This window comes from Fischerella thermalis PCC 7521, from assembly GCF_000317225.1.
In the GTDB taxonomy this organism is placed as follows: domain Bacteria; phylum Cyanobacteriota; class Cyanobacteriia; order Cyanobacteriales; family Nostocaceae; genus Fischerella; species Fischerella thermalis.
On the sequence record NZ_AJLL01000035.1, the window covers coordinates 53,129 to 69,240 of the forward strand.

General features: G+C 41.2%; 13 protein-coding genes. 6 read left to right on the forward strand and 7 right to left on the reverse strand.

What is annotated here, in order from left to right; all coding sequences use genetic code 11:
• Positions 1-68: 68 nt before the first annotated feature.
• The 4 genes from UYK_RS0108415 to UYK_RS0108430 form a co-directional block, all read right to left on the reverse strand.
• Complete coding sequence (locus UYK_RS0108415) at positions 69-749, reverse strand: hypothetical protein (RefSeq protein ID WP_009756660.1); 681 nt, start codon at positions 747-749, stop codon at positions 69-71.
• Complete coding sequence (locus UYK_RS0108420) at positions 700-1,152, reverse strand: ribbon-helix-helix domain-containing protein (protein ID WP_009756659.1); 453 nt, start codon at positions 1,150-1,152, stop codon at positions 700-702. Before UYK_RS0108420 ends, UYK_RS0108415 begins: the two co-directional genes overlap by 50 nt.
• 834 nt (positions 1,153-1,986) lie before the next feature.
• Positions 1,987-3,342, reverse strand: a complete 1,356-nt coding sequence (locus tag UYK_RS0108425) for a (Fe-S)-binding protein (RefSeq protein WP_009756658.1) — start codon at positions 3,340-3,342, stop codon at positions 1,987-1,989.
• Between the two features lie 54 nt (positions 3,343-3,396).
• The gene (locus UYK_RS0108430) at positions 3,397-4,698 is read right to left on the reverse strand and encodes an FAD-binding oxidoreductase (protein ID WP_016871256.1); all 1,302 of its coding nucleotides are present in this window, start codon (positions 4,696-4,698) and stop codon (positions 3,397-3,399) included.
• Positions 4,699-5,010: 312 nt separating this feature from the next.
• On the opposite strand from UYK_RS0108430, the gene UYK_RS0108435 reads away from it, so the two are divergent.
• Together UYK_RS0108435 and UYK_RS0108445 are read left to right on the forward strand one after the other, a co-directional pair.
• Entirely contained in the window at positions 5,011-5,547 is a 537-nt protein-coding gene (locus UYK_RS0108435; protein ID WP_009756656.1) for a pentapeptide repeat-containing protein, read from the forward strand.
• 502 nt (positions 5,548-6,049) lie between these two features.
• Positions 6,050-7,339 (forward strand): S41 family peptidase, encoded by a 1,290-nt coding sequence (locus UYK_RS0108445; protein ID WP_016871258.1) that lies wholly within the window; start codon positions 6,050-6,052, stop codon positions 7,337-7,339.
• 190 nt (positions 7,340-7,529) lie between these two features.
• Here UYK_RS0108445 and UYK_RS0108450 read toward each other — a convergent pair whose 3' ends face one another.
• Positions 7,530-8,696, reverse strand: a complete 1,167-nt coding sequence (locus tag UYK_RS0108450) for a cysteine desulfurase family protein (protein WP_009756654.1) — start codon at positions 8,694-8,696, stop codon at positions 7,530-7,532.
• Positions 8,697-9,036: 340 nt separating this feature from the next.
• On the opposite strand from UYK_RS0108450, the gene UYK_RS0108455 reads away from it, so the two are divergent.
• Positions 9,037-9,222 carry a hypothetical protein gene (locus UYK_RS0108455; RefSeq protein WP_009756653.1) on the forward strand — a complete coding sequence of 62 codons (186 nt, stop codon included), beginning with the start codon at positions 9,037-9,039 and terminating at the stop codon, positions 9,220-9,222.
• A 58-nt stretch (positions 9,223-9,280) separates the two neighbouring features.
• On the forward strand, positions 9,281-11,506 hold the full coding sequence (locus tag UYK_RS0108460; RefSeq protein ID WP_009756652.1) for a sensor histidine kinase: 2,226 nt from the start codon (positions 9,281-9,283) through the stop codon (positions 11,504-11,506).
• Between the two features lie 124 nt (positions 11,507-11,630).
• Here UYK_RS0108460 and UYK_RS0108465 read toward each other — a convergent pair whose 3' ends face one another.
• Both UYK_RS0108465 and UYK_RS0108470 read right to left on the reverse strand, forming a co-directional pair.
• Positions 11,631-12,905: a DNA cytosine methyltransferase gene (locus UYK_RS0108465; RefSeq protein ID WP_016871259.1), complete on the reverse strand. Its 1,275-nt coding sequence runs from the start codon at positions 12,903-12,905 to the stop codon at positions 11,631-11,633.
• A gap of 277 nt (positions 12,906-13,182) precedes the next feature.
• Positions 13,183-14,253, reverse strand: a complete 1,071-nt coding sequence (locus tag UYK_RS0108470) for a metal ABC transporter substrate-binding protein (protein ID WP_009756650.1) — start codon at positions 14,251-14,253, stop codon at positions 13,183-13,185.
• A 76-nt stretch (positions 14,254-14,329) separates the two neighbouring features.
• Between UYK_RS0108470 and UYK_RS0108475 the strand changes: the two genes are divergently transcribed.
• Positions 14,330-15,148: a metal ABC transporter ATP-binding protein gene (locus tag UYK_RS0108475; protein ID WP_009756649.1), complete on the forward strand. Its 819-nt coding sequence runs from the start codon at positions 14,330-14,332 to the stop codon at positions 15,146-15,148.
• Positions 15,149-15,160: 12 nt separating this feature from the next.
• Positions 15,161-16,024, forward strand: coding sequence for a metal ABC transporter permease (locus UYK_RS0108480; RefSeq protein ID WP_009756648.1), 864 nt, complete (start codon positions 15,161-15,163; stop codon positions 16,022-16,024).
• Positions 16,025-16,112: the final 88 nt, after the last annotated feature.

Below are 16,112 nucleotides of genomic sequence, written 5' to 3' on the forward strand. Positions count from 1 at the left end.
AACAAATATATTGATGTTATGCACCTGATGATGATTTTTCATGTGTTGAAGTAGCTCAAATTATCTGTTTAAATTGGAACAAAAGCCTCTGGCGGGATCGGTATCAATTCAGGAGTTGCTAGGGTGGTTGCCTGTCTGTACCAGATGCCATCAACTTCAAAACTCTCGAATTGGGTTGTGAGGATTGCCCAAGTTTGTTCGTTTAGCCCACCCCGGTAAGTCATAGTGAATCTGCTTTGCTGACTTAATCTTCGTTCCAGTTCTGCTAAATCTTCTGGTAGCCAGAACCTATTCATCACTCTTTGAGTAGCAACCTCTGGGGGAGTTTGTAACATATCAGACATTAACTGGTTAACAATTATTTGTTTATTGTTATCTTGTCTGATGATACTAATCGGGCGTTCACTTTCAGCAGCAGCAACCATGCGTTTTAATAACCCTACCGGTAATGACAGCTGACTGCAAAAAACTTCACCTCCTATAGGTAACATGCACTCGGCAGTTTCGGCGGGTGTTGGGGGTTTCTGGGATGCCATCCACCCATAAAACTCGATAGGTCGCTTGCAGTGTCTCCACCCAATTCGCACCTTGCCATTGATTTTGGCTGCGGTTTCACTCAAAGCATATCCGTAACTTTGAGCAAGGTTGGTAGCATCTTTCTTGGTTGGGGCAAGGATAGAAACCCCATCATAAGACAATTTATAGTTCCAGCCCGGTTGGTTTAGGACTTTCAGAACGCTCGCACTCATTCACACCACCAAAATCATTGTTTAGGGAACTAAAAGTTTTTTGCCAAATCATTTTTTGTTCTTCCTCAGGGATAGCCAAACTAGACATAATAATGGCGAAGTCCCCTGGTGTAGGCAGAACTTCTCCTTTGGCAAGCGCTTGTAGGTTTTTGACTCCACAGCGCTTAAGCTTTGTCATGTTGGCTCGAACTACATCAGCAATTGTAATCAGGCGATTTGCCTGTTCTAGTTGGGAGGAGTTGGAAGCTGCTTTTTTGCCCAGCCATTCACGGATCATCTCTTCTAATGCGTCGCTTTGAGACACACCCTCACGAGCGCAGATGCTTTTGAATTCCCGTGCCAACCCTACCGGGACGTAACCGCTGACTTGTTTGTAATCCTCACAACGCCTTCTGTCGGTCATTTTGTGAACTGTATAGATATCACATTTGTCTTCTATTCTCTCTCATGATATCTAAATTGTCTGACATGATTTTTTGTCATTTTTACATGAATCATTGACATGAAAAAATGACAAGTGTTAGCATGGCAGTACTGACACAATTAATCAGTCAGCTACTGCAACTTAGTAAAATTTAAGATTAACGGTAAATGCCTATAAAAAAGGTAGATACCCTGGTAATTACTTGGCTACCCTGATAACTAGCTTGCGGGTGAAAAACAAGGGGGTTAAATCCCCTTTGCAAGTTATTATACAATTATCAAGTTTAATTATGTATAATATTTTATAAATTCTCTGATAAGAATTTGATATTTAGCTACATACAGAGAATTTCAAGAAATGTAAATAATTTGGCTGCATTTGGCTAATTGCTTGTGATGCTATGCTTTGTTTTTAGGCATTGGGCATTGGGCATGGAATTATCAGTATCTTAATTACCAATTACCCCTTATCAGCCTACGCAATAGCAGAAGTATTCAAGCGAACATAATATAAAGGCTCTATTATACAGGTGAAAACAGAGATTTCGGTATTTTTTAATTAAGGTTAATATTCTTATCCTATAAGGACTTTACCATAAATAGATTCTGCCAGTATCATCCGGGTGAAGTCGCCAATAGGTTTATGCATCAGGTAGATGCTTATAGTCTGATTGAAATTTAATTGCACCTAAATCAAGAACCATATTTGCGTGTACGATCGCTACAGAAATAAGGGAACAGGGAATGCGATCGCACTATCAAATCCTCACCATTATTCACCTTTCTTTACCAAGAAAAGGGACTAGAGGTGAGGTTAAACTTCCAACTTCTCACCCCGAATCGAACAATCTAACAACTCCATTGGATGCATAATCGCAACATCCTTTCCTTGCAACTCCAAATGCTTTTGAATCTGCAAACTACAACCCGGATTTGGTGAAGCAATCAAATCAGCACCAGTATTCAACAAATTCCGCACCTTTTGCCTACCCAACTCTTCAGCAACATCCGGTTGCAGCATATTGTAAACCCCTGCACTACCACAACATATAGCTGCATCTAAAGGTTCCTTCAACTTCACCCCTGGAATTTGCTGTAACAACTGACGCGGTTGCACACTAATCTTTTGTCCATGCAGCAAATGACAAGCATCTTGATAAACCAAACTCAGTGATTTACCAGCCAACGGTGACAACTTCGCTGTCAACCCAACCGTTGCTAAAAACTCTTGTGCATCCCTTACCTTCGCTGCGAACTGCTTCGCCTTCTCCCGATACTCTGGATCATCCTTCAAAATGTGTCCGTATTCTTTCAAAGTATGACCACAACCAGCAGCATTGATAATCACATAATCCACACCAGTACCTTCAAAACTATCAATCATCCGCCTCGCCAAAGCCTTAGCTTGTTTAGTTTGTCCTTGGTGTTCCGGAAGCGCCGCACAACAACCTTGAGACTTAGGAATTACCACCTCACAACCATTCGCCGTTAATACCCGCACCGTCGCTTCATTCACAGGCGAGAAAAATAACCGTTGCACACATCCAATAACCACCCCAACTCGATAACGCTTCTCACCCCGCGCCGGGATCACATCTGGTAAATTATCCTGAAAAGACTTCAGCGTCACCTCTGGTAAAAGCGACTCCATCGCCGCTAGCCGAGGTGATATATTCTTCAATAACCCAGTCACCCGAAAAAACTTAGAAAAACCCAACCTCTGATACACCAACAAAGGCACAAGTAAAATCCGTAAAGCATCAGGATTAGGAAACAAAGAAAATATTAACTGCCTAATCAACCGATCCGCCAAACCACGTGAATAATTCCTCTCCACCTGGTGACGAGTCGCCGAAATCAACTTGTCATACTGCACCCCCGAAGGACAAGTCGTCACACAAGCTAAACAACCCAAACAAGAATCAAAATGCTCAACACTCGCTGTATTCAAAGCAATCTCACCCTCATTAATCGCATCCATTAAATAGATCCGTCCCCTGGGAGAATCCATCTCCTTCCCAATCACCCGATAACTCGGACAAGTCGAAAGACAAAACCCACAATGCACACAAGAATCAATCAACTTCGGATCAGGCGGATTCTTCCCATCAAAACCCTGCAAATTCTTCAAACTCGCCGTCTTTCCCTCAAAACCTTCCGAAACCTGCATATCATCCCTCTCCCCTCTTCCTTTGCGCCCTTTGTATTCTTTGCGGTTCGTTTCCTAAAGCCCACCCACAAAGCGACCAGGACTTAAAATACCCTTCTCATCAAACTGCAACTTAATCCGCCGCATCATCTCCCCAGCATTGCCAGTGTAACCCCACACATCCAATTTTTGCTTCACCCCCACAGGCGCAGTCAACACACTTAGAAACCCTCTATGATTTTCACAGAGCGATCGCATCTCCACCAATCCCTTCTCACCCTCAAACCATAACATCCCCAAACCGCTACCTATGTGAATTAAACCCTTTTGCGCCCGTGTCAAAACTTCAACCGCCGCAGTAGGTAACACTCCTATTTTGCAAATAATTGCCGACTCATCGCCAGCAAAATAGATAGATTCTCGTAATCTTTTCCATAAATCAGCTTCATCAGCCCCTGCATAAATCGCCTTTTGCAAACCCAAATTTTGCCCCACTTCCGCCAACCGATTTGACTGTTCCTTCACACTCTCAGCAATACTTTGGAACCTTACAATCAACCCCATCCCCGTACCCAAACCTAACTCAGACACCAGTTGGTTTGAGATTAAATCAGCCTGAGTAGGCGTTAACGCCGAATTACGTAAAATAGCAGCAGCTTGGCGCACATCCTCCGCCTTACCCTTCAGTACAACCGTTGCAGAGATTTCCGGAATTGGGTAGACACGAAACGTAACTTGACTAATGACGCCTAATGTGCCGTAAGAACCTGTAAACAGTTTCATCAAATCGTATCCAGCGACATTTTTGACGACTCGTCCCCCAGCTTTAGCAACTTGACCATCAGCACGAACAAAAGTAATCCCTAGTAATTGGTCACGCACACTCCCGTAGCGCTGTCTCAAGGAACCCGTATCAGCAGTTGCAACAATTCCACCCAAAGTAGCTGATGGTGTGACTGGATCAAGGGCGAGAAATTGGTTAGCTTTGGCTAAAATCCCTTGGAGTTCAGAGAACTTCATCCCTGCTTCTGCTGTCACCGTTAAATCACCCACAGCATGGTCAATCAGTTGATTAAGGCGTTCTGTGCTAACTACAACATCAACCCCCTTAACTAACCCACCCCAACTAAGCTTGCTACCACTACCACAAGGGAGAACACGCCATTTGTTGGAGTTAGCCTCCCTGATCACCTGTGGTAGCTGTTCGGTAGTTTGCGGATAGACAATACAACTAGGAGGAGTTTGAGAAGCGATCGCCTGTAATATTGATTCTTGTTGAGGTGGTGCTATCTTTTCCCAGGGGTAGAAAGCATTTTCACCAACGATAGATGCAAGACTAGAGGTACGGTTACGTAAGGGGACTTGTTCGCTAGGCATTAGCTTTTGTCAATGTTTGTCTCCATGAAATACTGTACCTCATACCATTTCTTTGTAAAGAAGGCAGATAGCAGAAGCGGTAAAATTGTTCATGGCAAGGTCGTGAATTACTGTCTTGAAAATAGGGATCAGGAAACGGGAAGCAAACCCATAATCCATCTGTGGTCATCTGTGTTCATCCGTGTTCATCGGTGTTCGATATTTTATCTCCTCATTGTGAGCGAAAGCCCCTAAAATTCTGGAACAACATAGCATTTTCAGAACTAAATACACAGTATATTCAATGGTGTAAACGGATGCAGAATCAAAGTTATGAGAAAGATAACTGTTGAAGAATTGCTGAGAAGATATGCTGTCGGCGAAAGAGATTTTACGGGAGTTGAGATTGTTGAATTTAGAATCAGAGATTTGCTGGAAATCAATTTGAGTGGATCTGATTTTAGATATGCCAACATACAAAAATTAGTTCGCTATACCGAAGGTATTAAGTTGAATTTGAGTTGTGCAAATTTACGTGGGTTGAATTTGGAATATGCTCATTTTGAACATGCTAACTTGCAAAAAGCTGATTTGAGTTACACGGATATGTGGTGTGCTGCTCTTCATTCTGCTGATTTAACTGGGACTGATTTGAGTGGCGCAAAGTTGCATGAAGCTGTTTTTTATAATGCGAATTTGAGTCGAGCAAATTTGAGCGGCGCTCATTTGCTTGATACTCATTTTGATTATGCAAATCTGACTGAAGCTAATTTTAGATATGCGCGTAAAGTGAATTTTGGCAATGCTTATTTACAAGATACTATTATGTCGGATGGTAGTGTTGTCAATATTTCTAGAAAAATGAGCTAGTAGTTAGTAGTTGACAGTATTCATTTTGTAAAATTTTTGGTGAGTGGCAAGATTGGGAAAACCACCACTTCAATCCTGAGGGTAGGGAAGCCGAGAAAATTGGAAACGGCTTGCGTATTTTTTTCCCGATATTTATGGGTCTGGGATTAGTTAGCGAAAAATCTTTTACAATTCAAACCGTTGGTGGAATCCTGTGGTCTAGAGTAAAAGATGGGGGAAAACCGTTCAGGTTGAAATAGGAAAAGTTAGCTTTTAGAGTGACGAAATACCAGTTGCTGGCGATCGCACAGAAGTCATAGAAGAATCAATTTGTGTTGACGACGAAAGGTGACAGAGGGCAAAAACTTATTTTCAACATAACTACCATCTTGCCACGCTGCTCCTTGTTCGCCCACAGGTGGCGAGCCCACCCCTGCTCTCTCTGCCTAATTCTAAATTTAATTAACAAGCCTGCGTCCATTAGACATTCACCCAATCTGAGACGCAAAAGGAAAACCGCATGATGAAAAGACCTAAACTCTCTGGGTTACTTAAATTCTTTGCAGTAATGCTGATGAGTTTTTCAGTATTACTCCTGTTTTGGATCGCCTCGCCATTACCGAAGATACTCGCTAGACCAGAGACTCAAATCTTTGAACAAGTTTGGCAAACTGTCAACGATAACTTTTACGATCCAGAGTTTAACGGTGTCGACTGGAAAGCGATGCGGGAAAAGTATAAATCCCAAGCTGCACAAGCCAAGTCTAGCCAGGAGTTTGCAGCTACCATTAATCAAATGCTTAGTGAATTGCAAACTTCTCACACCCGCTACTACACTAGAGAAGAACCTGCTTACTATCAGATTTTAGGCATTTTTGTACCCAGAAGTGGTGAATTACAAAAACAGCTACCCAAATTCCTCCCTCAAGGCAAAATAGAATACACTGACATAGGTGTATTTACCAAAGACATCAACGGTAAAACCTTCGTCAGCAATATTCTCGAAAAAAGTCCCGCCGCCGCAGCTGGGTTAAAAATTGGTGATCAAATTCTCAGTGTCGATGGTCGCCCCTACCAACCCATAAAATCCTTTGCGGGAAAAGCAGGAGAAGAAGTCAAATTATTAATTCAGCGTTCAGCCACACCCAGCAGTCAAATAGAAATTGCGATCGCACCCAAAAACTTTGATGCCAAGACCATGTTTATCGATGCTCAAAAAGCCAGCATCCAGACTATACAACGGGAAGGTAAAAAAATCGGTTATATTCATATTTGGTCACACGCAGCCAACGAAGATCAACAGCAGCTGCAATCAGAAATAATTTATGGTCGCCTCAAAGATGCAGATGGATTAGTTTTAGACTTTAGAGACGGCTGGGGTGGGGGAGATGTTAATTCTCTTAACCTCTTCACTGCTGAAGCCGGCCCAACTGTTACCAGTATTTCTCGCAATGGCAAAAAATATACTTATATATCCCAATGGAAAAAGCCGGTAGCGATGGTAATCAACGAAGGAAGCAGAAGCAGCAAAGAGATTTACGCCTACGGCTTTCAGCAACACAAAATCGGCCCTGTAATTGGCACCAAGACTGCGGGAGCAGTAGTTGCTGGTCGTCCTTTTCTTATGGAAGATGGTAGCTTACTTTACGTTGCAGTTGCAGATGTACTCGTAAACGGCAATCAAAGACTAGAAGGTAAAGGAGTCGCACCAGATATCAACATTCCCTTGCCATTAGAATACGCTCAAGGTGCAGATCCACAAAAAGAACGAGCCATAGAAACTGTACTAGCAGCCATCAAACAAACTAGGTGAACTACCTACACTGACCTGACGGAGAGCGTGTAGGCTTCCTGTCCAACAGAAAGCACAGTAGTAGATTTCTTGCGTCGTTTTTCCAAACGAAGAATTTGGTCACAGAACTGTCGTCAACTCACGCGCAATTCATCTCAACACTTCCGCTTCGCGGTAAGTGTGAGGCTTCTTGCTGTTCCTGCTAAAATTATCACACCAATGTCCTTTGTTTCCTTAAACTTTGAATCGTAGAAATCATGTGTTCTGCTACCCGTTCTATCTCCTCTACTGTATTAAACCGACCAATACCAAATCGCACCGACGCATAAGCCAATTGTTCTGAATGTCCCAAGGCTGTCAGAACATGAGAAGGTGCAGTCGTTGTGGAAGAACAAGCCGAACCAGAAGATACCGCCATGATTGGTTGTAAGCCTAACAGCAAAGCGGCTCCATCCACTCCCTCAACGCTAATATTTAAATTTCCTGCGAGTCGTTGAGTAGGATGACCATTAAGATGAATTCCCTCTAACACAGAAAGTTGCTCCCATAATCTCTGTCGGAGTTGGGTGAGGTGTTGGTTTTCTGTAGCTTGTGTTTGTACAGCTATTTCCACCGCCTTACCAAATCCCACGATTTGCGGTGTATACAAAGTACCAGAACGCATCCCCCGCTCATGGCCACCGCCATGCTGCTGGGGAGCTAGTTGCACTCTGGGATTGCGACGCCGGACATACAACGCTCCTATCCCCTTGGGACCGTAGACTTTGTGTGCTGTCAGCGACATCAGGTCAATTTGCATTGCCTGGACATCTAAAGGAATCTTACCAATAGCTTGAGCAGCATCACTATGAAAAATTATACCACGCTCACGACACATTTCACCAATTTTTACTAATGGCTGCAAGACGCCAATTTCGTTATTAGCAGCCATAACAGAAACCAAAATTGTGTCAGAACGAAAGGCTTTTTCTAATTCATTTAAATCTATCAGTCCGTCTTTTTGAACAGGCAGAATTGTAATTTCAAAACCGAGAGTTTGCAAATATTTACAAGGATCAAGTACAGCACTATGTTCAGTGGCAACAGTAATGATATGCTGCCCTTTTTGAAAATAAGCTTCTGCAACTCCCTTGATAGCTAAATTATTCGCTTCTGTTGCACCACTAGTAAAAACAATTTCTTCTGGTGTGGCGTTGAGCGCTGTCGCTAAAATTTCTCGTGATTTTTTGACAGCTGCTTCCGTTTCCCAACCGTAAACATGATTGATACTGGAAGGGTTGCCAAAGTGTTCGGTGAAGTAGGGTAGCATTGCTGCTAGTACCCGTTCATCTACAGGTGTGGTGGCGTGGTTATCGAGGTAGATAGGACGATGAGACATAGTTATTCAATTAAAATTTTACTTATCTTTTTTTAATATACTCAAAACTTTGTATAATTCATTTTCGCGCTTTAAAAGTGCAAATTCATCAGATAAAGCATATATAGGTGAATCTTGTTTAGTCAATTTCAAGAAAATAAAAGTATTATTTGAACCATATTTTCTGAAATTAAAAATTTACTTCTAATGTGATTTTAATAAGCAATATAAAGAGTTTGGTTTTGGTTAACGTAGACGCCCCCAAGGGCGGCTTAAGGTAGGGTACACCGATAATCAATCTATCTGTTGTTAATCGGTGGTCGATTTTTCAACCATTTTGGCATTGAGAAATGAAAACTCGATGATAATTCCAAATGCGATCGCAGCTTTCGGCAAAATAGCTAACCCAAAATCACTAGCTGTTCTTTCCCAGCAACTACTAGAGATTGACTATCATACAGTGGCAATCAATACACATAATTCTCTGCAAAAATGTTTCGGTGATTATTTAACTAGGATAGTACCAGTATTAATTATGACTAACTAATCTGGGAATAATAACTTCGGCTGAAGATTCGGTCGATGTTACTAAATTTAATGGAAACATGAATTTATCTAGTTCCCGGGGCTTTGTAAAACTTCCTTTACGACTGATCTTAATAGTTCCCTTCGTAGTTCAAATTTCTACCTCTGTTGGTTTAGTCGGATATCTATCTTTTAAAAATGGGCAGAAAGCAGTCAACGAACTTGCTGATCAAGTAATGAACAAAACCAACAGCCTAGTCAATCAGCATTTGAATAGCTACCTAGCGATTCCCCATCAAATTAATCAAATGAACGCGGATGCTGTAAACACGGGGTTACTTGATTTACAAGACTTTGAACGTGCCGGAAAATACTTTTGGAAACAGATGCAGCTCTATAAAAATCTGGGCTATAACGGTTATGCTCTAGCTACAGGTCAAGGAGCTGGTTCTGGCAATTATCCAGGTAGTCAAGCTAGCACAATAGATTTATTTCCTAGAGCTGTTAATGGAGTTTCTAAGGTTTATTCCTACGCTACAGATGCTCAAGGGAACCGAACAAAACTACTTAGTACATATGATTACAATATTTTTGCACAACCTTGGTATGTAAATACGGTAAAAGCTGGTAAACCAATTTGGAGTGGCGTTAATACTTGGGATGGTGAGGTTGGTTACATTGCTGCTTCTGCTGGCTATCCTATTTATGACAAAAATGGTAAATTAGTCGCTGTTTTTGGCATTGATTTACTGCTGTCGAATATCAGTGATTTTTTGCGGCAAATTCAGATAAACCAAAATGATAATGTTTTTATTATTGAGCGCAACGGTTTACTAGTTGCCAATTCCAGTAACCAAAAACCCTATGTGATAGTTAATCGTCAAACCAAACGATTGGCTGCAACTGATAGCCGTGATCCTCTAATTCAAGCTACTGCTAAGTATTTACAGCAACAGCTGGGAGACTTGCAGCAGATTCAAGATCAACAGCAGTTCACGTTTGATTTTAAGGGCGATCGCCAATTTGTCAAAGTTACTCCCTGGCGCGATCAATTTGGTTTGGACTGGCTTGTGGTTGTAACTATTCCCGAAGCTAATTTTATGGAACAAATCAACGCCAATACCCGTACTACAATCGCCTTGTGCTTGTTGACTTTGGTAGTAGCTTCGATAGTTGGAATTTATACATCTGGTTGGATTACTCAACCTATATTACAGTTGAGTCAGGCAAGTCAGGAAATTGCCAATGGAAAATTCAATCGCCTAGTGGAAGTCAAAGGAATCTCTGAGTTAGAAATTCTTGCTCAATCCTTTAACCACATGGGTAGACAGTTGCAAGAATCTTTTACAGCCTTAGAAACAGCCAACCAACAATTAGAGAAGACTAACGCTGAACTCGAACAACGTGTAGAAGTACGCACAGCTGAACTGCAAGCAACAATTGCAGAACTGCACTACACCCAAGCGCAGATGGTGCAGAGTGAGAAAATGTCAGCTCTTGGTCAAATGGTGGCAGGAGTTGCCCATGAAATCAACAATCCAGTTAATTTTATTCACGGTAATATTACTTATGTAGAGGAATACACTCAGGATTTATTACACTTGGTGCAACTTTATCAAAAATATTTACCTGAACCACCTCTAGAAATTCAAGAGGCACTTGTAGCAATAGATTTTGACTTTTTAGAGCAGGATTTAACTAAGATACTCCAGTCAATGCAGATGGGAACAAACCGCATTTGTGAAATTGTGTTGTCATTGCGAAATTTCTCGCGGTTAGATGAAGCTGAGATGAAAAAAGTTGATATTCATGAAGGTATCGATAGCACATTGGTGATTTTGAACAACCGTCTCAAGGCTAAGCCAGATCGTCCCGAAATCCAGGTGATCAAAGAGTACGGAAAATTACCTTTAGTAGAGTGCTATGCAGGACAATTAAATCAAGTATTTATGAACATTCTCAACAATGCCATAGATGCATTGGAAGAACGCGATCGCAACCATACACTGGAGGAAATTCAAGCTCAAGCAAGTACAATTTGCATCTCGACTGCTGCTCAAGACCGGACTGTTACTATTAGTATTAAAGATAATGGGCCTGGTATCACCGAGGCAGTACGTTCCAAGTTATTTGATCCGTTTTTTACTACTAAACCAGTTGGTAAAGGAACTGGTTTAGGTTTAGCCATTAGCTACCAAATTGTTACAGAAAAACATGGTGGAAAGCTTTCTTGTTATTCTCAACCAGGACAGGGAGCAGAGTTTTTGATTGAACTTCCCATACTCCAAGCATCTGCTTATTCATAAGTCTGCACAAATAAATTTTGTGTAAGTCATAATAGCGATTGAGGTTGGGTGAAAAAGCGATCGCTAAGTATTTATGAGAGTATCTGGATATCTAAGCCAGCAGAGTGACTTCCTGGCTTAAGTACTATACAGATATAATATGTTTAGTGGGTATAGTAAATTGCCAATAATTTGCAGCTTGTTTCATAGTCATTGATAAAAGTTTGGGATCTCCTAGATCCCAAATATCTTCAGGAGTAGTTGGATTTATTCCCAAACATTTGATAATTTCTGCACCAATTGCTCTCGCCAATGGTGGCGGAACTGAATTTCCTACCTGTCTCGCACCATGCCATTTTGTGATATGAAAACGAAACCAATCGGGAAACCCATGTAATCGTGCCATTTCTCGTACAGTAATACAGCGAGGGCTACTGTAATGAATAGGTCTGGGAGAAGTATGTGAGCCATAAGCAGCATCAGTTCCTGCTCTTAAAGTATTGGCTATGCCATTTTCTGCCAACTTGAAAAAGTGAGAAATAGGCTCTTTCTTTCCCTGTTCTGTAGCATGAAATCTAGTCCGTGAGATTTGCGAATGATTAGTTCTTATGCTAGAAGTCAAAAGAAATGGGTTCCAATTTCTTCTATAGCCAAAATGCCAACTTCTATCATCTAAACATCTCATTTCTCGCCCGTAATTACTAGGATTGCCCCATTTCTCCGTTTCTACGCAATCACTATATAGTAATTCCTCAAATTCTTCTGCTTCTGGCAAATCTTTGAGGGCATCCCAACAAGATGGAGTCAGAGGTAAGATAGGATCGGCTAAAATCGCAGCAGGTGGTTGGCTACAGGTCGCAGGATACTCAGGCAAGACAAAACCTTTTTTTGCACCAATGATAAATAGTCTCTCTCTGTTTTGTGGTATTCCGTAATAAGCAGCATTCAGGACTTTCCAGGGCAAACGAATTTGATAGTTGTTATTACTGAAAGTTTCAATTAATTCATATAAAAAGCATTTATGTTTGCCAACTGTCAAACCTTTAACGTTCTCAAAAACAAAATAAGAAGGCTTTAGCTCTAAAACTATTCTGATAAAATCTTTTACTAAAAAATTTCTGGGGTCGTCTAATGCTCGACGACCCATATAGGAGTATCCTTGACAGGGAGAACCACCAAATACAACGTCTATTTCCTGGCTACCAATAGCAGAACAGTTTCTAATTTCTTCACCTGTCGTATCTTCGACACTCTTACACAAAATAGACCAAAAAGGAAAATTAAACTTGTGGGTAGCACAATGGATTGGGTCTAACTCAACAGCACAAAGCACATCAAAGCCAGCTTGTTCAAACCCAAGGGACATCCCACCAGCACCTGCGAATAAATCTACACCTATAGGTCTTTGTTTGCTATCCATCCAATTTACAAGAAACTAGAGAGCAGAAGGCAGAGGTGGCGTGGGTTCGCCACCTGTGGGCGAACAAGGAGCGCTGTGGCAGAAGGAAATATTTAGTCTCGATGATTTGCTTGATTACTCTTGGTATGGTCTAGTTTACCCGCAACTTGTTTGAAAATGATCCTAGTGGTTGGTTGTTGATTTTTGGTTGTTTAGTAGTTAGTAGTTAGTGGTTAGTGATTAGTTTGTTAATATTTACTCCTCACACTCCCCACCCCCCCATCACCCCATCTCAAATCTATTTTCCCTGTGTCTCAGCAGAAAATGGTGTATACTTTCCTCCTAATGCTTCTACAATAGTCCGTGTATTTGCTACCATCATTTTGATATAAGAATCACCCTCACTTTTATTAGCACCTATGGAATCAGAATAGAGTTGACGTGGTGCTAACTTCACTCCTGCTTCTTGTGCTACTGTCTGGATTAAATTTGGGTTAATTGTCGTTTCCGCAAAAATTGCTGGAACACCAATTTTTTTGATTGACTCTACTAGTTTCTTGACAGTTTGGGCGCTGGGCTGTTCTTCAGTGCTAATACCTATCAGCGTACCTGCGATCGCAATTTGATAAGCACGTCCGTAATATTGAAATGCATCATGGGTGGTTATAAGTTTGCGTTGATTTGGAGGGATCGTTTGAATTTGCTGGCTAATCCAACTATCTAATTGTTGTAATTCTGTAGTTAGTTGCTGTGCATTCTGGATAAATTCGGCTTTGTCTTCGGGTGATAACTCAATTAAGGCATCGCGAATTGCATTTACCATCGCGATCGCATTTTTCACATCACCCCAAACATGCGGATCTGGTACTACTTCACCCTTACCTTTGTCTAGCTGTAATGGTTTGACTACTTCCCCCACCGCTAACTTCCGCGCCTTTGTGCCAGCAGCATTCATTAACCTAATGAGTCCAGGTTCTAAGTTATACCCGTTATACAAAATTAAGTCTGCTTCTTCTAACAATCTACTATCTTGTGGTCTAGGTTCGTAGACATGGGGATCTGTACCCGGTTGGAGAATTCCCGTTAATTGAATTTCATTTCCTCCAACCTCCTCAGCTAAATCAGCAATAATTGTGCTGGTTGCTACAACTTGCGGCTTGTCATCCGCCCTTGAGTTGGAATTTGATGGCGTACAGCCGAATAAAGCAAGCGGTAAAAGTATCACTAGACAAGCATTTTGGCAGATTTGCCGACCCAGGGAAGAAGTGGATAATGGCGACAAGCAAAATATTTTTCTCCCTTGTCCCCCATGTCTTTCTTCTGCTTCTATTCCTTTGCCTATCGTATTAACTTTACTTATATTAAACATTATTCCTAGCTATAGATATTTTCATTTTCTTTTCATTTTTATAGTAAGCTGAAGTAAGAATGATAAAAACACAATTATGGAAATGCTATTTTTACACCCAACCCAACCGCAAGAAAAACAAGTAAAAATACTTACTAAAGAGACAAAAGTTATTGAAAATAATGCTACTGATGCCATTTCCATTGCTCATTTAAGCGTGTATTATCGAGCAGTGGAAGCCCTCAGAGATATAAATTGCCTCATCAAACCAGGACAACTCACGGGTATTTTTGGTCCTAATGGTGCTGGTAAAAGTACGTTGATGAAAGCAATGTTGGGATTAGTCCCCAGTAGCGGCAAAATACTGTATAAAGGTAAACCCTTAATGCAGCAACTAGATCAAGTCGCCTACGTACCCCAGCGCAGTCAAATTGATTGGACTTATCCCGCTACTGTTTGGGATGTAGTGATGATGGGAAGGGTGAAAAAAACAGGCTGGTTACGTGGTTTTAGTACGGTGAGCCGTCAAGTAGCAAAAACTGCACTAGAACGAGTAGGCATGAGTGAATACCGTAATCGCCCCATCGGACAGCTTTCTGGTGGACAGCAACAACGAGTGTTTTTAGCACGTGCTTTAACACAGGAAGCAGAAATTTTTTGCTTTGACGAACCTTTTGTAGGTATCGATCAGAAAACTCAGTCAGTGATTTTTGAAGTCTTCCGTGAACTCACCACCGCTGGCAAAATAGTTCTTGTTGTCAATCATGACTTGGGTGAGTCAATCTCTCATTTTGATGAATTGATTTTATTAAATCGGGAATTAATCGCTATAGGCTCTCGACAACAGGTGTTAACCCAAGAAAACTTGTCTCGCGCCTACGGTGGTAATGTAATCTTTTGGAAAGAGGCAGCTTAAAAATTATGAATTATGAATTTTGAATTAATGCAAGCGTTGATTGAGCCTTTACAATATGGCTTTATGCAGCGATCGCTGATTATCGCCATTTTGGTTGGGGTGTTATGTGCAGTTGTGGGTAGCTACTTGATGGTACAACGCCTGGCTTTGCTGGGTGATGCAATCAGCCACTCTGTTTTACCTGGACTCGCGATCGCATTTTTGTTAGGTGCTAACATCTTTATCGGGGCTTTTATTGCAGGTGTTTTGAGTACAGTATGCATTGCCTGGATTAGGATGCGATCGCCTATCAAAGAAGATGCCGCCATGGGAATAGTATTCTCGGCATTTTTTGCCCTGGGTGTAACTTTAATTACTGTTATTCAAAAAGAAAATAAAATTGACCTCAACCATTTTCTTTTTGGTAATATTCTGGGCGTAACTATACTGGATGTAAGGGATACAGCTATTATTGCAGCCATAGTATTTATAGTTGTTTTTTTGCTCTACAAAGAACTGCTATTTTACACCTTTGATCCTTTAGGCGCACAAGCAGCAGGTTTACCAGTGAATCGCCTCAATTTTGGACTCATGCTGTTGATTGCTTTAACAATAGTCGCTAGTATGAAAGCCGTTGGTGTCATCTTAGTATTATCACTATTAATTACACCAGGAGCTACTGCCTATTTATTAGTGCAACGCCTACACGAAGTTATGATATTAGGTGCAGTAATTGGGGTTATTTCTAGTATCAGTGGCATGTATTTAAGTTACTTTTATAATTTACCTTCTGGTCCTGCGATCGTTTTAGTGGTATCGGGATTATTCGTCTTAGCTTTATTATTTAGTCCTCAACATGGTGTTTTCAATTATAGACATTTAAAAAATCAAGAGTGAGAATTAATATACACAAATACACAGCGATGATTTATCCGTGTTCATCTGTGTTCATCTGTGTTCGTTATTTAGAAGTTTTTTGTTGTGG

What these genes read in the sequence shown, in the direction of transcription:
- UYK_RS0108415 (WP_009756660.1), bottom strand. Translation starts at nt 749, where the DNA reads ATGAGTGCGAGCGTTCTGAAAGTCCTAAACCAACCGGGCTGGAACTAT.
- UYK_RS0108420 (WP_009756659.1), bottom strand. Translation starts at nt 1,152, where the DNA reads ATGACCGACAGAAGGCGTTGTGAGGATTACAAACAAGTCAGCGGTTAC.
- UYK_RS0108425 (WP_009756658.1), bottom strand. Translation starts at nt 3,342, where the DNA reads ATGCAGGTTTCGGAAGGTTTTGAGGGAAAGACGGCGAGTTTGAAGAAT.
- UYK_RS0108430 (WP_016871256.1), bottom strand. Translation starts at nt 4,698, where the DNA reads ATGCCTAGCGAACAAGTCCCCTTACGTAACCGTACCTCTAGTCTTGCA.
- UYK_RS0108435 (WP_009756656.1), top strand. Translation starts at nt 5,011, where the DNA reads ATGAGAAAGATAACTGTTGAAGAATTGCTGAGAAGATATGCTGTCGGC.
- UYK_RS0108445 (WP_016871258.1), top strand. Translation starts at nt 6,050, where the DNA reads ATGAAAAGACCTAAACTCTCTGGGTTACTTAAATTCTTTGCAGTAATG.
- UYK_RS0108450 (WP_009756654.1), bottom strand. Translation starts at nt 8,696, where the DNA reads ATGTCTCATCGTCCTATCTACCTCGATAACCACGCCACCACACCTGTA.
- UYK_RS0108455 (WP_009756653.1), top strand. Translation starts at nt 9,037, where the DNA reads ATGATAATTCCAAATGCGATCGCAGCTTTCGGCAAAATAGCTAACCCA.
- UYK_RS0108460 (WP_009756652.1), top strand. Translation starts at nt 9,281, where the DNA reads ATGAATTTATCTAGTTCCCGGGGCTTTGTAAAACTTCCTTTACGACTG.
- UYK_RS0108465 (WP_016871259.1), bottom strand. Translation starts at nt 12,905, where the DNA reads ATGGATAGCAAACAAAGACCTATAGGTGTAGATTTATTCGCAGGTGCT.
- UYK_RS0108470 (WP_009756650.1), bottom strand. Translation starts at nt 14,253, where the DNA reads ATGTTTAATATAAGTAAAGTTAATACGATAGGCAAAGGAATAGAAGCA.
- UYK_RS0108475 (WP_009756649.1), top strand. Translation starts at nt 14,330, where the DNA reads ATGGAAATGCTATTTTTACACCCAACCCAACCGCAAGAAAAACAAGTA.
- UYK_RS0108480 (WP_009756648.1), top strand. Translation starts at nt 15,161, where the DNA reads ATGAATTTTGAATTAATGCAAGCGTTGATTGAGCCTTTACAATATGGC.